The sequence below is a fragment of the Cetobacterium sp. genome (genome assembly GCF_048470075.1).
Taxonomy (GTDB): domain Bacteria; phylum Fusobacteriota; class Fusobacteriia; order Fusobacteriales; family Fusobacteriaceae; genus Cetobacterium_A.
In genome coordinates this window covers 16,682-32,227 of the sequence record NZ_DBGBQB010000244.1, presented here as the reverse complement: position 1 = coordinate 32,227, position 15,546 = coordinate 16,682, and the positions used below count along the sequence as shown (strand labels likewise).

Below are 15,546 nucleotides of genomic sequence, written 5' to 3'. Positions count from 1 at the left end.
TTATAGTATAGTATAAAATTAAATTTGTCAAGATTTTATTTTTCTCTTCATTTTAATTTATTTTTTCTGTATAATATATGGAAAAAATAAAGGAGTTTTGTATGAATTTTTTAAACAATTTTTTTAAAATTAGGGAAAGGCATAGTAGTATCAAACATGAAATAATTGGTGGTACCACTACTTTCCTAACTATGGCTTACATAATTTTTATTAACCCAGCTATTCTTAGTGAGGCTGGAATGGATAAAGGAGCTCTAATTACAGTTACAATAGTTTCTGCTGCTATTGGAACTCTTATTGCAGCACTTTTGGCTAATGCTCCATTTGCTTTAGCGCCAGGTATGGGATTAAATGCCTTCTTTACCTATTCCCTTGTTATCGGTAGAGGTATTCCTTGGGAAACTGCACTTGGAATTGTTTTTCTCTCTGGAGTATTTTTCTTCTTTTTATCAATTGGTGGAATTAGAGAAAAGATTGCCAATGCGATTCCCCTTTGTCTTAAAATATCTGTCACAGGTGGAATTGGACTTTTTATAGCCTTTATAGGTCTTAAAACACTTGGAATTGTATCCTCTAATCCCGCAACAATCATTGGATTAGCTAGATTTAACTCACAGATTTTAATTGGAGTCATTGGACTTTTTATAGCTATAATACTTGAGATTAAAAGAGTTAAGGGAGGTATACTGATCGGTATAATCTCATCTACAGTTATTGGTATCTTTACTGGAGATACAAGTATGCCAAGTTCTATTATGTCTATGCCCCCTAGCATTGCTCCAATAGCTTTTAAATTAAATATTTTAGACGCTTTAAAGCTATCACTTTTAGGTCCTGCATTTTCTTTTATGTTCGTTGACTTATTTGATTCTTTAGGAACTTTAATCGCTTGTTCTAAAGAGATTGGATTAGCCGATAAAAATGGTAAAGTTAAAGATCTTGGAAAAATGTTGTATGCTGATGTTACTTCCACTATAATTGGTTCTATTTTAGGTACTAGTACAGTTACTACTCTTTCGGAAACAGCTGCTGGTATTGCCGCTGGTGCTAGAACTGGTTTAGCCTCAATTGTTACTGCTGGATTTTTTATAATCTCTTTATTTTTCACTCCACTGGTTTCAATAGTGCCATCATTTGCGACTTCACCAGCACTTATTATAGTTGGAGTATACATGTTTAAAAACATCTATGAACTGGACTGGAAGGATTATAAAACTCTTTTCCCATCATTTGTTACAATCTTAATGATGCCTTTAACATACAGTATCAGTACTGGTTTAGCTTTTGGATTTATCTCCTATATAATTATCCATGCTGGAACAGGAGATTTTAAAAAGTTAAATCCTACTCTTTTATTTATAGGAGTTTTATCTGTTTTAAGTTTAATTGTATAATATAAAAACAGCTAAGAAAACTTAGCTGTTTTTTATTAAGTATATTAAAATATCTATTAATTTCTCTCTAGCTGGAGATTTTGTCATAGGAATATGATCTGAATCCAAAGTTATATATTTCCATTTTCTTTCCTCTACTCTAGCCCTCATAATCTTTTTTGGCTTTTCTAAATGTTCAAATCCACTGCTGTCTAAACAATCTATATAAGCTCCAGGTATTTTTTTACCACTGCCCTTAAATTTAACTTTTTCTATATAGGGATTAAAAGGCATATCTTTTATTAATGGATGTTCCTTTCCAAATAGACGTTTTGGTAGATATTTTCCCTCTCCTTCTAAATCACGAATCTCATATAGTTCTCTCTCTCTTTTCTCTCCAAATAAAGTTAAAATACTCTCACCATTTTCTAAAAAAAAGCTATCTATATATATCTGATATTTTATTCTCTCTGGAATTAACTCCACCACTGTCGAGACCACTGCTCCACCAAAAGAGTGCCCTATTAAATAGACATCATGCAAATCATTTTTTACTATTAGAGCCTCTATCTCTTTTGCATATGTAGTTAAATTTACTTTATCCTCCAACAACTTTTTTTTGTCCCCTATTGCAGATAGATTTGGTGAGTATACGTTGTTTCCATAAAGTTTTAGTATCTTCTCTATATCTCTAAATACCCATCCTCCAACTCCTGCTCCATGTATTAAAACTATGTTCTTTTTCATCTTTCACCTCTAAAAATAAATAAAAGGCTTGAATTTAATCAAGCCTTTATATCTTACATGCTTTTTAATAATATCTGTACCTCTGGTCCAATTGGTAATCCACTTAACATCCAAGCTGCTAAGAAAAGTGACCAACCTATCATAAATGTTATTGAGTAAGGAAGCATTACTGATATCAATGTTCCCAATGAAGCTTTTTTATCATATTTTTGCATGAATACAATTATCATTGCGAAGTATGACATCAATGGAGAGATTATATTTGTACTTGAATCTCCTATTCTATAAGCTAATTGAGTGAACTCTGGTGAATATCCTATTCTCATTAACATCGGTATAAACACTGGCGCTAATATAGCCCACTTAGCTGAGGCTGATCCCATAAACAGATTTAAGAATCCTACTATTAGAATAAATCCAATCACTAATGGAATCCCTCCAATTCCAGCTGTTTCTAGGAAATCTGCTCCTTTTACTGCTAAAATTGTCCCTAAGTTTGTATATCCAAAGTATGCTATGAACTGAGCCGCAAAGAATACTAAAACTATATATCCAGCCATTCCCTGCATTGATTTTGTTAACATAGACATTACATCTGAATCACTTTTTATTGTTCCAATAGATTTTCCATAAGCTAATCCTGGAAGTGCAAAGAAAATAACTATTATTGGTACCAGTCCACTTCCTAAGAAGTTTTTACCTAATGCAAAGTAGATTGGCACTAGTAAAACTAACATCGCCACTGTAGCTATTCCTGCTGCTCTTAAAGCCTTTTTCTCCTCTGGTGTTACCTCTTGGAAATCAATTGCCTCATCACCAGTATATTTTCCTAATCTTGGTTCAACTATTTTATCATTTATTAAAGTTCCTAAGAATGCAATTACAAATGTTGATGCCATCATAAAGTACCAGTTTGCTGTTGGTAATACCTCATATGTTGGATCCAGTATCTTTGCTGCCTCTGTTGATATTCCTCCTAAAAGTGGATCAATTGTTCCTATCAATAGATTGGCTGAGAATCCTCCAGATACTCCTGCAAATGCTGCTGCTAATCCTGCAATTGGATGTCTTCCAAAAGATAGAAAAATCAATGCCGCAAGTGGTGGTAATACAACATATCCTGCATCTGATGCCACATTTGACATAATTCCTAAGAAAATAACCATAACTGTCACTAATTTTTTAGGTGTTGACAATGCCACTTTTTTTAGAATTGCTGCCATCAATCCTGATCTCTCAGCTATTCCTATACCTATTATAGCAACTAATACTGTACCTAAAGGTGCAAAACCAGTAAAGTTTTTAACCATTGATGTAAATATATAATTTACACCCTCTTTTGTCATTAACGATTTAGTTGATATAACCATCTCTTCTGTTTTCATTGTTTTACTATTAATTCCAACAAAATCAACTGACCAACCTAAAGCTCCACCTATACCTGATATAATAACTACTACTACAGCAAGTATCGCAAATAGTGTCGCTGGATGCGGTAGGGCATTCCCTCCCTTTTCAATTATATTCAAGAATTTGTCTATAAAACTCCTGTTTTGAAGTTCGTCCTTTTTTAATTCAGCTTCCATATTCCCCTCCATATTGATAATTTATTTTCATTTCATAACTAAATGACAAATAAACTTTCTATTATAGATAAAGAATATCATATTTTTAGGCAAATTAAAAAGATTAATTTTATATATCTTTTATAAAAAAAATATATATTCGTCATCATTTAGTACTTTTTACGAACATTTATATTTTTTTTAATAGCTTTTTATATATTATTTTATTTTTTCAAATGATTTTTTTAATGAAGTTAATTTTTCATATGAATCTTTTTTTACTAAAACATCATCCTCTATTCTAACTCCACCAAATCCAGGAAGATAAATTCCAGGCTCTATTGTTATTATCATCCCCTCTTTTAATACCTTATTCTCAGCTTTAAAAGAAACTCCTGGATACTCATGTATCTGAAGACCTATACCATGTCCTAAACCATGTCCAAAGTATTCCCCATATCCTTTTTCCTTTATAAAGTCTCTAGCTACAGCATCTAGCTCATGAACTGACATTCCTGCTTTTATCGCTCTTATCGCTCTTTCATTTGCTTCTTTTACAATATTATATATTTCTAAATGTTTTTCTGTTGGATTATCTCCCACATAAAATGTTCTTGTTATATCAGAGGCATACCCTTTATAAAAACATCCATAATCTATTGTTAAAAATCCCTCTTCAATCTCTTTATCACTTGCTACTCCATGAGGTAAAGCTGATCTTTCATTAGAAGCTACAATAAGGTCAAAGGATGGTTTTGATGCTCCTAATTTTCTCATTTGATACTCTAATTCAGCTGCAATCTCACTCTCTTTCACTCCAATTTTAATCTTAGGAAGAGTTAACTCTAAGGCTTTTTCAGCTATTTTTATCGATTTTTTTATTATTTCAATCTCCTCTTCAGATTTTATCTCTCTTATTTTTGTAAAGCTATCGTCTAGGTAGATATACTCCACTTGTGGGAAATTCTCTTCAAAAAGTTTAAATTGATCCAGTGTTACATTTTGATTTTCTATCGCCAGTTTTTTTATATTGAACTCTCTCAATAGTTCACCAATTTTTTTCATTGTTGATATGTTTTCACAGATTAATTCAAATCCATGTTTTTCAACCTGTTCTTTACCTTGGGAAACATATCTAAAATCTGTTATAAAAAATTTTTTATCTCCTATAACTAACGCTGTTCCCGTTGTTCCTGTAAAGCCAGTGAAGTATCTCACATTCAGTAAATTGGTAATTAAAACTGCCTCTACATTTTTCTCTTTCATCAACTCTTTTAACTTCATAAACTGCCCCCTTTAAAATATTATTTTACCTCCACCAATAACCAATTTATCGCTATACAATACCAAATGCTGCCCCTTGGCATTCTGTGGATTTTCCTCTTCATATTCAAAGTATATCTTGCCATTCTCTTCAAACACTTTACCATAAAAACCTAAACTTGAAAACCTCGGTTTTGCTAATACCCTCATCTTTATCAGTATTTCAAAGGGAATATGAGTTTTAAAATCTTTCAATTCAACTCTTTTTCTATATAGTTCAATATAATCACCTAAAACTATCTCATTTTTTTCTGGAATAATATCCACTATAAAATATATTTTAGAGAATAGAACCCCTAAACCTCTTCTTTGCCCTATCGTATAAAGTTGATAGCCCTGATGTTCTCCCAAGATTTTTCCATCTTTATCTATAAAATTTCCAGGTATTATTTTTTCACCTAAATTTTTTTTCAAAAACTCCAAATATCCCTCTTTAGCAAAACATATTCCTTGGCTATCCTTTTTATCAAAAACTTTTATACCATAATTTTTAGCCTTTTCTCTAACTATGTTTTTTTCATACTTCGCCAATGGAAAAATCATTCTCTCTATTATTTCTGGCTCTATTCTATATAGCATATATCCCTGATCTTTTCTAATATCCTTTGGTCTTTCAAAGAGATATTTCTTAAATTTATTCTCCTTACTCACTTGACAGTAGTGTCCAGTACCTATATAGTAGGCGTCTTTTTTATCCGCTATCTCTATAAGTTTTTTCACCTTTATTATTTCATCACAAACTACACAAGGAGATGGTGTCATTCCATTTGAATACTCATCAATAAAGTATTTCACAATTTTTTCTTTAAATTCATCCACAATATCCAATACAATATGTTCTATCTTCAGTTCCTTTGCTAAAGCTATAGCATCCTTTAAATCTTTTGATTCCCTTTGCTCTTCGCTCACCACTAAAGTAACTCCAATTACTTCAAACCCATCCTCTTTTAACATATATGCTGAAGTTGAAGAATCCACTCCACCACTTAATCCTAACACTATTCTTTTTTTATTCATAATCTCCTCTATTTTTTTGCTATATGTATTGATCCTATATTATATTTTTTTATTTCATCTCCTACAAATACCTCTAAAGTTCCATCACTTAAGATATCTCCAGCGATACCACTCTCTTTTCTATCAAATGTTACAACCTCAATTCTTTTTCCATATAGGTAGTTAACTCTATTTATTTTTTCCAGAATCTCTTTCCAATTACCATCTTTAAACTCTTTAAAATTACAATAAAAATCCTCTACTACAGTTAATATAAGTTTTTCTAAATCATATATTTTCCCAGTTTTTTCTCTCAATGATATAGCGATATTTTTAGCTTCTTCTAAATTTAAGTTATTTACATTTAATCCAATACCTATTATATAGTTATCACCAATTTTTTCTACCAATATACCACTTATTTTTTTCTCATCTAAAAATAGATCATTTGTCCATTTAAATCTATAATCTAAATCCTCAATTTTTTTTAGGGAGTATAAAAGTGAGTATCCCACTAGAAGAGGCAATTTCATATACTCCTCTTCCGGTATCTCCAAATCATGTTTTAGTACAAAAGAAAATAGGGCTGCACCCTCAGTTGAAACCCATTTATTTCCTCTTCTTCCTCTTCCCAATGTTTGAATCTTGGCTATAGCTAAATCTTTCTCCATCACATCTTTTTTTTCTCTTAAAAACTTATTTGTAGAATCTATCTCATCAAATCTATATATTCTCATTCTCTCTCCTTTAAATAAAAAATTAGGCAGAGTTCTGCCTAATTTTTTTAGTCATTATATCCTTCTGGGTTTTCTTTATGCCATTTCCAAGCTGTCTCTATTATAGAATCCAGTGATCCATATTTAGGTTTCCACTTTAACTCATTCATAGCCTTTTTTGAACTAGCAACTAATTTTGCAGGGTCTCCCGCTCTTCTTGGAGAAACTTCAGCTGGAATAGGGTGCTTTGTAACTTTTCTAGCCACTTCTATCACCTGCTTTACAGAGAATCCCTCTCCATTTCCTAAGTTATATACAGTACTTTCTCCACCATTTTTTAATCTATCTAAAGCTAAAATGTGTGCATCTACCAAGTCCATTACATGTACATAATCTCTTATGCAAGTTCCATCTTCAGTTGGATAGTCATCTCCATATATTCCAATTTTCTCTCTTTTTCCCAAAGCCACTTGAAGTATTATTGGGATAAGGTGTGTCTCTGGACTGTGGTCCTCTCCAATCTCTCCTGTTGGATAAGCACCTGCAACATTAAAATATCTAAGTGCTGTATATTTTATTCCATAGGCATAATCGTACCACTTCAATAATTTTTCAACCATCAATTTACTTTCACCATAAGGGTTTGTTGGATTAGTCTCATCAGTTTCTAAAATAGGTATATTTTTAGGTTCTCCATATGTTGCTGCTGTTGATGAGAACACAATATTTTTTACTCCAAACTCTCTCATTGTATTCAATAGATTCATTGTTCCCATAACGTTGTTTTCAAAGTACTTAGCGGGGTTTGTCATACTCTCTCCCACCAATGAGTCTGCTGCAAAATGTATAACACCCTCTATTTTATTTTCTTTAAAAACTTTTTTTAGAAAATCTAAATCTCTTAAATCTCCTAGTGCTAATTTTATATTCTCAGGAATAGCTTCCACATGTCCTGTTTGCATATTATCTAAAACAATAACCTCTCTTTTTGCTTCTAATAAAGCTTTTACTGCGTGACTTCCTATATATCCAGCTCCACCACAAACTAATATTGCCATCTTATTCCTCCTATGGTTTTTTCTTTATTATATTTGCTTTTTAATGTCCAGTCAATCCTTTTAAAACTCTTTCGGCTATAACTTATTTAATTTATTTAAAAAAGTTTATCTTTGTAAAAAAAGCTAGATTAAAAATCTAGCTAATTTTTACTATCTTATTTTGTTTAAAATTCCCATTCCATATACAGGTCCTGTGTGTGAAGCAATAGTCGCTCCAATCTCCATTCTACCTCTATAGTCCAGCTTTTTAGTTTTTTCAGCTATGCTTCTAAGTTGGTCAGCAGCTTCTAATTCACTACGTGTTCCACCCCAACCAGTATACATAATTATTGAATTTTTCTCATTTTTGATCAGTTTTTCCATATATGCTAAAGCCCCTCTTTCTCCAAGCGCTTTTGCTTCTATACAAACCTCACCATTCTCTAACTTTAAAACAGGTTTTATTTTTAAGAATCCACCAATAACTGATGATGCTCTTCCTATTCTTCCACCTTTTTCTAGATATGAAAGTTCTTTTACTACAAAATAAACCTTCATCTTACTCTTTGTTTCATCAATCCATTCAATTATCTCATCAAAAGATTTTCCATCCTTTACCATTTTAGCAGCTTCTATAACTATATGAGCTAAAGCAAATGTTACTGATTTAGAATCAACAATAGCGATATCGTCCTCTTTATTAAGCATTCCTCTTGCAACTCTTGCAGCTTGCTGAGTTCCACTTAGTTTACTTGAGATATGGATAGATATAATCTTTTTATAACCCTTTTCCAGAAGTTTTTCATATAACTCTTTAAACTCTGCTGGCGATGGCTGTGATGTTTTTGGTACAATATTTTCCTTTAATAACTGCTTCCAAAACTCACCTTTAGAGATATCTACTCCATCTCTATAGTAAGTGTCTCCAGCTAGTTTTATTTTTAGAGGTATAATATCCACATCTAAACCTTTTATCATATCCGGTGTTAAATCTGATGTTGAATCTGTCACAATAGCAATCTCTGGTAACTCTGGATTTCTATTTGTTATATAGATATAGTATGGATAGTTATCCTGTCCAATTACTAAATCAGAGTATCTTACTGTCGATTTAATTCCCTTTAAAATTTTATTCGCTTCCTCAGTTGATCCTTTTCCTATACATGCAAATATATTTAAAGTTTCACTGTTTACACAAGTTTTATAGACATTCTCTATGATCTCCTCTAAAGTGGACGCTCTCAACTTTATTTTTCCATTAATTAAAGCTATATAGTCACCTTGAGCTATTGTTATATCATCAACCTTAGTGTCTCTCACAGCTTGAGTTATCTCTATTGATGTATTAAATGGAAGTTGTTTTAAAATTTCATCCATTCCAAAATCTTTATTTTTAACAACATATTCACCCTCTAGCATTGTTTTAGTTTCTAAAACAGTTACCTCTTTAGATGATCTTTCTGCCGCTAATTTAGCAGATGAAGTTATATTCTTATTATTTGGTAGGATTACAATTTTGTCAGCTTTTATCTTATTTAATCCCTCTTCTATATCTGCAACACTTGGATTCTGTGTTTGTCCTCCAATTAAAACTGCTGTTGCACCATTATCTAAAAATAGATTCCCTAACTCCATATTATCCACTATTGCAAAATATGCTATTGGTTTACTATTTTCATTTTGAACTAAAATCTTTCCTTTTTTATCAACTTTATAATGCTCTGCATCTGCTAAAAGCATATTTTTATGTTGAATCTCCATATTATCAATCTTAATATTTGATAGATTTCCTAATTTCCCAGCTATTTCTAAAACCGCTCCAGGATTGTTTGTATGTATATGTGTTTTCGTTTTTTTAGACGTTTGAGCACATACCATTGAATCTCCATAGTTTATAATTTTTGATTTATAATCATCTAAATCAAAATCACCAGATTCTATAACAAACTCTGTACAATATTTGAATTTAATATCATCAAATACATGGTTTCCTGAATGTTCCATGATATCTTTTCTCTTCGCTTGTGATTGAACAATTCTTTCTAGGTCATGTAACATCTCTGGATCTGTTATTGATTTCTCAAATCCCTCTAAGATATAGAATATTCCTTGTCCTCCAGCATCAACAACTCCAGCTTCCTTTAATTTTGGTAATTGATTAGGTGTTTCTTCCACCGCATCTTGAGCTGCTTCTTTTAAATATACTAAAAATGGAATAAAATCATCAGCTGGTCCATCATATTTTTCAGCCTCTTCTGCCACTCTTCTAATAACTGTTAACATTGTTCCTTCCACAGGCTCACTTACGGCCTTATAAGCCTTCTCTTTAGCCAATCTAAAGGCAACCTTAACATCATCTACAGTTACTTCCTCTTTAGCTCTTATACCCTCTAAAAACCCTTGAATAATTTGAGATAGTATAGTTCCAGAGTTTCCTCTAGCACCTAACAGAATTGCTTCTGATACTATATCTGCTAACTCCTCCATATCAGGTTCATGGTTTAGCTTTATTAACTCATTTTCAACTGCCTGTAATGTCATTGACATATTTGTTCCTGTATCTCCATCTGGAACAGGGTATACATTTAAATCATTTAAAACGTCTGAATATTTTGATAACCATCTACTTGCCGCTATTAATAGCTTAGTTAACCTAGTAGAATTCAATACCTTTACTTCTATATTCATATTTTCCTCCATTTTTAGAATGTAGGTGGATTTACCACCCATAGAGCTCTAGCTCTTTTATCTGAATTATTTTTAAATCTATGTTTTTGACTAGATTTAAAATAGAAACTATCTCCCTCATGTAAATTATGAACTGTTTCCTCTATATATATATCTAAATTTCCTTCAAGAATAAAGATAAATTCCTCTCCGTGATGAGTATAGTAACTTCTGCCACTCTCTCCTCCTGGTCCAATCTCATATAAAATAGGTTCCATACTTTTCTCTATATTTGATGATGTCAGTAAAGATATTGTCGTATTTGAATCCACACTTTCAACATATTTTCTCTCTTTTGCTCTTATTAAATCTGAATTCTTTTTTATCTCTTCATCTTCAATTAGATAACTAACTCTTACATCTAATGAATTCGCTATTTTTTTTAAATTTTCTATTGAAGGAGATGCTTTCCCTTGCTCTATCTGTGATAAAAAACTAGCTGATAAATCAACCATTGTTGCTAACTCTCTTAATGATAATGATTTCTCATTTCTACTTTTTTTTATTCTCTCTCCTATACTCACTTTTTATTCATCCTCCTCTAATATTTTATATAGTTCAAATAGACTATGGAGAACTGCTTTTTTTCTTATTTTTTCTCTATCCCCTATGAAGTTAAATTTAAAGCTTAACACTTTTTCTTTAACTTTAATTCCAATATACACCAGTCCCACAGGTTTATCTTTAGTTCCACCCTCAGGACCTGCAATTCCTGTTGTTGAAATTCCAATATCTGTTTTTAATCCAGCAGCCATCTCTTCTGCTACCTCTTTACTTACAGCTCCATATTTTTCTATTAAATTTTTATTAACTTTTAACCGATTTATCTTTGATTCATTACTATATGTAATCAATCCCTCTTTAAAAAATTGTGATATACCTGGCACTGAGACAATAGTTGAAGATAACATTCCACCTGTGCATGACTCTGCCACAGATAATGTGTATTTTTTCTTTTTTAAAAGATTAAAAATCTTATCTTCTACCTTTTCTTGATCCTCTGCCAATATATAATTTCCTATACTATTATATATCTTTTCCTTAATTTTTTCCACTGTGTTTTTATATCTATCTGAGGTTTGCATCCTTACTATTATACCATAATCTTTAACTAAAAATTCATATTCTATATTTGGTTCAGTAAAAAACTCTTTTATTTTTTCCTCAAGTATAGATTCTGGGATTCCTGAAACTATAATATCTTTAATGTATATTGGATCTAAATTTGGACAAAATTTATCTGTATAAAACTTTATAAATTTTGGAAACATGTTGTATAACTCTTTTGGAACTCCTGGAAAAGCTGCTATTCCATCTATAAAAAATGCCGGTGCCATACCTACATCATTTTTTATTGAGATTGCACCCTCTGGTTTTTCAACCTCTTTAAGATTTTTATTTAAAAATTGAATATTCAACTTTTTAAACTTCTCTTTTATCTCCTCTAATTCAACCTCATCAACTATAAACTTTTTATTCAAAAATCTTCTGATAGCTTCCTTTGTTAAATCATCATCTGTAGCTCCTAAGCCTCCAGATAATATAACTAGATCACTTGTGCTCTTTGCAAACTTAATAGCGTTCTCTATTTTTTCTAAAGTATCTCCAACTGTTAATTTATAATCAATTTTTATCCCCGCTTTATTTAGTTCCTCTGCCATAAATACACTATTTGTATCTAATGTTGCCCCATTTAAAAGTTCTGTTCCAACCAATATCAATGTACATCTCATTTTCATCTACCTCTTAAAAGAATATTGTCCATATACAAACCATCAGAAAATTTCCTATAACTCCAGCTAAGAAATCATCTAAAACCACACCTACACCATGTCCAAAGAATTGCGATTTATAAATAGGACCTATTTTAGTTATATCAAAGAATCTAAAAATTACAAATCCTATCACTATAGCCATAATAGTTTGAAATATTCCAACTGGATTTATTAAAAATAGTGTAGTCAAAAATCCTAACACTTCATCTATTACAACTTTTTGTGGGTCTTTTTCTTTAAAAATCTCTCTTTCAGCTATATCTGAAACATACACTGCAATTGCAAAGAAAGTCATTAAAAACATAAAGTAAAAAGAGTTGTAAATCATATTATTTGGAAATATTTTTTTTAAAATCACCAATCCTACATATATAGGAATTCCACCTAAAGTTCCAAAAGTACCTGGAGCTACAGGCATCTCTCCCAATCCAAAGACTGTTGCTAAATTTTTTACAATTTTTTTATTCATCTAGAACACTCCCTTCTCATAGTTATAAGCCTTATACATCCCTTTTCCATCTAAAATATCCTTTATCTCCTCAGGTGTTTCAGTTGTAAACTCTAAAACTAACTCAGATATCCCAATCTCTTCTAAATATTTTCTATCTCTAAGAATATTTAAAGGCTTTTCTAAATATATTTCACTGTTTCCTATATTATTTTTAATTATTGTAAATCTATCCCCTTGCTCATTTTCAATAGTTTTAATCTTTTCATCCCCAAAGGATAGCTCAGTATACATAGCTCTTGGTCTTCCATATGCCAATATAGCCTTTTTTATTTTTGTTTCACCTATCTCTTCCAATCTTTTATAACTTACCTCAGGTGATACAATGATTGTGTCCACATCCTCCAGTTGTGAAAAATGGTTAAAAGCATAACGATTAGATATATTTAAATTCCAACTTAAAGTCACTTTATCATTTTTATTTTCCAAAGCTTGATATAGATTTGTAGCTAGAGTATTTTTTAAATCTATCTTTTCTAAAATCTCCTCTCTTGCTACATCATAACCTTTTTTATAGATCTTATCTATTCCATATCCCTTTAAAACTTCTCTTTGTTCATCACTGCTAACAATAGCTGAAAGTATACTCTTTTTAGGTGTTGTATCCACTCTTGATAGCTTTATTATTTCGTTCTGACTCTCTCTTTTATAACTTAAAATTAGATTTTCTAGTAAAAGTTTTACTATATCTCTTTTCAACTGCTTTAAAGTTGAAATTGGTAAAAAAATATCTTGATCTATACAGATATTTTTTATGATACCTACAAATGTTGTATCCCCTATTTCAAGTAGTTTCTCCTCTATTGTTTCTTTTGATGTTCCCCTATTTTTGGCTCTCTCAATTAAAGTTTCACTCTCTAAGCTCACTTTCACAACTTCATATCTATTATTCAATGTAGAGGCCACTATTTTTGCTCTCTCTCCAACTTTTCCTATAAACTCAATCTCAATAGGATGTTTTTTATCTGTATTTTTCATCTTTAATTCAATTAAATCACTGATCTCTTTTGAATAGTTTCTAAACACATACTTTGTTCCCTTTGGTAGATCTCTCATTACCAAAGTTTCTCCAACTTCAGCTTCTCTTCTATTTTTTTCAAACTTAGTATCAATTCTATTTATATAAGTTCCACCAAGTTTTTCATACTCTTTAGATAGAAATGTTACTCCATCTCCTAAAATTATTCTCTCTTTTAACTTTAACTCTTTACCATTTAAATCCCCTAAATTTTTCCCTAAATGACTAGCAAAGTTTCTATTCATTATATCTTTTCTATCTTTATAAAAATACCCCGTACTATATCCTCTATTGAATATTTGAGAACTTTTTTCCTCAATATTATTTCCATTGATTAGCTCCTTGTAGTAGCTAACCGTTTGAAACACATAGTTAGGTTCTTTCATTCTTCCCTCTAACTTTATACTATCAATACCTATCTCTTTTAGCTTTTGAATCTCCTCATAGCCATATAGTTGATCTTTTGGACTTAAGCTATACCCTTCATCATTTCCATTGGAAGTATACTTCTTTCTACATGGCTGTGCACACATTCCTCTATTTCCACTACGTCCACCTATAAAGCTACTCATGTAACAATTTCCAGAGTATGAGATACAAAGTGCTCCAGAAACAAAGATCTCTAACTCTATATCACTTTTCTCCCTTATCTCTTTAATCTCTTCAAAAGTCAGCTCTCTTGGTAATACCACTCTTTCAAAACCAATTGATTTTAAATAGTTTGCCTCTACATGATTTGCCACTGTCATCTGTGTACTTCCATGTAATTCTAACCCTGGGAAGTTAGTCTTTATAAACTCTGCCAATCCAAAATCTTGAACAATAACTGCATCTAATCCACATCTATATAACTCTCTTAAATTTATTGATATTGCCTCAATCTCCACATCCATCATAATTGTGTTCAGAGTCAAGAACACTTTTACCCCTCTTGCATGAGCATAATCCAATGCTTCCTTATACTCTTCCAAAGTTAAATTTACCGCATTTCTTCTTGCGCCAAACCCCTTTAATCCCATATATATTTCATCAGCACCTGCTTTTATTGCAGCATGAAACCTTTCAATACTTCCTGCTGGAGCTACTATTTTCATATTTTTCCTCTCTCTATATCCTCTATTATTTTTTTTACTCTCTCTTTTAAGTCTTCAAAAGAACCGTTATTTTCAACTATGATATTGCCTCTTTTTTTTCTTTCATCCCTAGACATTTGAGCCAAGATTATCTTGTCTATTAGCTCTTCATCTATTTTATCCCTCTTTTTTATACGATCAACCTGTATTTTAGGATCAATATCCACAACTACTGTTCTATCACAATAACTATCTAAATTAACCTCGAATAACAAGGGAACATCAAAAATAACTATCTCATCTTTATTTTTGAACTGTCTATATAGCTCTTTATACTCTTCAATAACTTTAGGATGAACTATTTTATTTAAAATAGCCAACTTTTCAGGATTATTAAAAACCTCTTTTTTTAATAGCTCTTTATCTATTATTTTCTTTTCTGAAATTATAAATTTTTTTCCCAATTTCTTTTGGATTTCCTCTTTTACCTGCTCACTTTCTAAAATATTTTTAGCTATTAAATCAGCATCAAAAACTTTAATTCCCATAGATAAAAATATCTTACTAACCGTAGATTTTCCACTACCTATACCGCCAGTTAATCCTAATATCATTACTATCTCCTTAAAATCGAATATATTATATTCTAACATATTTTCTGACTTTTTTTGTAAAAAAAAAGAGTGAA

General features: G+C 31.2%; 13 protein-coding genes. 1 reads left to right on the top strand and 12 read right to left on the bottom strand.

All coding sequences use genetic code 11. The annotated features are described in order from the left end of the window. Positions 1 to 101: 101 nt before the first annotated feature. Complete coding sequence (locus tag ACMOUI_RS08740) at positions 102 to 1,394, top strand: NCS2 family permease (protein WP_418965325.1); 1,293 nt, start codon at positions 102 to 104, stop codon at positions 1,392 to 1,394. A gap of 21 nt (positions 1,395 to 1,415) precedes the next feature. Here the strand turns inward: ACMOUI_RS08740 and ACMOUI_RS08735 are convergent, their stop codons facing one another. The 12 genes from ACMOUI_RS08735 to coaE form a co-directional block, all read right to left on the bottom strand. Further along, the gene (locus ACMOUI_RS08735; RefSeq protein WP_418965324.1) at positions 1,416 to 2,120 is read right to left on the bottom strand and encodes an alpha/beta hydrolase; all 705 of its coding nucleotides are present in this window, start codon (positions 2,118 to 2,120) and stop codon (positions 1,416 to 1,418) included. Positions 2,121 to 2,173: 53 nt separating this feature from the next. Then, complete coding sequence (locus tag ACMOUI_RS08730) at positions 2,174 to 3,706, bottom strand: AbgT family transporter (protein WP_418965323.1); 1,533 nt, start codon at positions 3,704 to 3,706, stop codon at positions 2,174 to 2,176. Between the two features lie 198 nt (positions 3,707 to 3,904). Beyond that, positions 3,905 to 4,969: an aminopeptidase P family protein gene (locus tag ACMOUI_RS08725; protein WP_418965322.1), complete on the bottom strand. Its 1,065-nt coding sequence runs from the start codon at positions 4,967 to 4,969 to the stop codon at positions 3,905 to 3,907. Between the two features lie 12 nt (positions 4,970 to 4,981). Then, the gene (mnmA, locus tag ACMOUI_RS08720; protein ID WP_418965321.1) at positions 4,982 to 6,025 is read right to left on the bottom strand and encodes a tRNA 2-thiouridine(34) synthase MnmA; all 1,044 of its coding nucleotides are present in this window, start codon (positions 6,023 to 6,025) and stop codon (positions 4,982 to 4,984) included. A gap of 8 nt (positions 6,026 to 6,033) precedes the next feature. Next, positions 6,034 to 6,741, bottom strand: a complete 708-nt coding sequence (locus ACMOUI_RS08715; RefSeq protein ID WP_418965320.1) for a biotin--[acetyl-CoA-carboxylase] ligase — start codon at positions 6,739 to 6,741, stop codon at positions 6,034 to 6,036. Between the two features lie 47 nt (positions 6,742 to 6,788). After that, positions 6,789 to 7,778: a UDP-glucose 4-epimerase GalE gene (gene galE, locus ACMOUI_RS08710; protein ID WP_418965319.1), complete on the bottom strand. Its 990-nt coding sequence runs from the start codon at positions 7,776 to 7,778 to the stop codon at positions 6,789 to 6,791. Between the two features lie 150 nt (positions 7,779 to 7,928). After that, the gene (locus ACMOUI_RS08705; RefSeq protein WP_418965318.1) at positions 7,929 to 10,445 is read right to left on the bottom strand and encodes a DegV family protein; all 2,517 of its coding nucleotides are present in this window, start codon (positions 10,443 to 10,445) and stop codon (positions 7,929 to 7,931) included. Between the two features lie 14 nt (positions 10,446 to 10,459). After that, positions 10,460 to 11,008, bottom strand: coding sequence for a helix-turn-helix domain-containing protein (locus tag ACMOUI_RS08700; RefSeq protein WP_418965317.1), 549 nt, complete (start codon positions 11,006 to 11,008; stop codon positions 10,460 to 10,462). 3 nt (positions 11,009 to 11,011) lie between these two features. Further along, a complete protein-coding gene (locus ACMOUI_RS08695; protein ID WP_418965316.1) occupies positions 11,012 to 12,217 on the bottom strand; it encodes a competence/damage-inducible protein A in 1,206 nt (401 codons plus the stop codon). A gap of 13 nt (positions 12,218 to 12,230) precedes the next feature. Beyond that, positions 12,231 to 12,728 carry a phosphatidylglycerophosphatase A gene (locus ACMOUI_RS08690; protein ID WP_418965315.1) on the bottom strand — a complete coding sequence of 166 codons (498 nt, stop codon included), beginning with the start codon at positions 12,726 to 12,728 and terminating at the stop codon, positions 12,231 to 12,233. Continuing rightward, entirely contained in the window at positions 12,729 to 14,879 is a 2,151-nt protein-coding gene (locus ACMOUI_RS08685; RefSeq protein ID WP_418965314.1) for a peptidase U32 family protein, read from the bottom strand. Next, complete coding sequence (gene coaE / locus ACMOUI_RS08680) at positions 14,876 to 15,472, bottom strand: dephospho-CoA kinase (protein ID WP_418965313.1); 597 nt, start codon at positions 15,470 to 15,472, stop codon at positions 14,876 to 14,878. The genes ACMOUI_RS08685 and coaE overlap by 4 nt, the downstream gene beginning before the upstream one ends. Positions 15,473 to 15,546 lie beyond the last annotated feature (74 nt).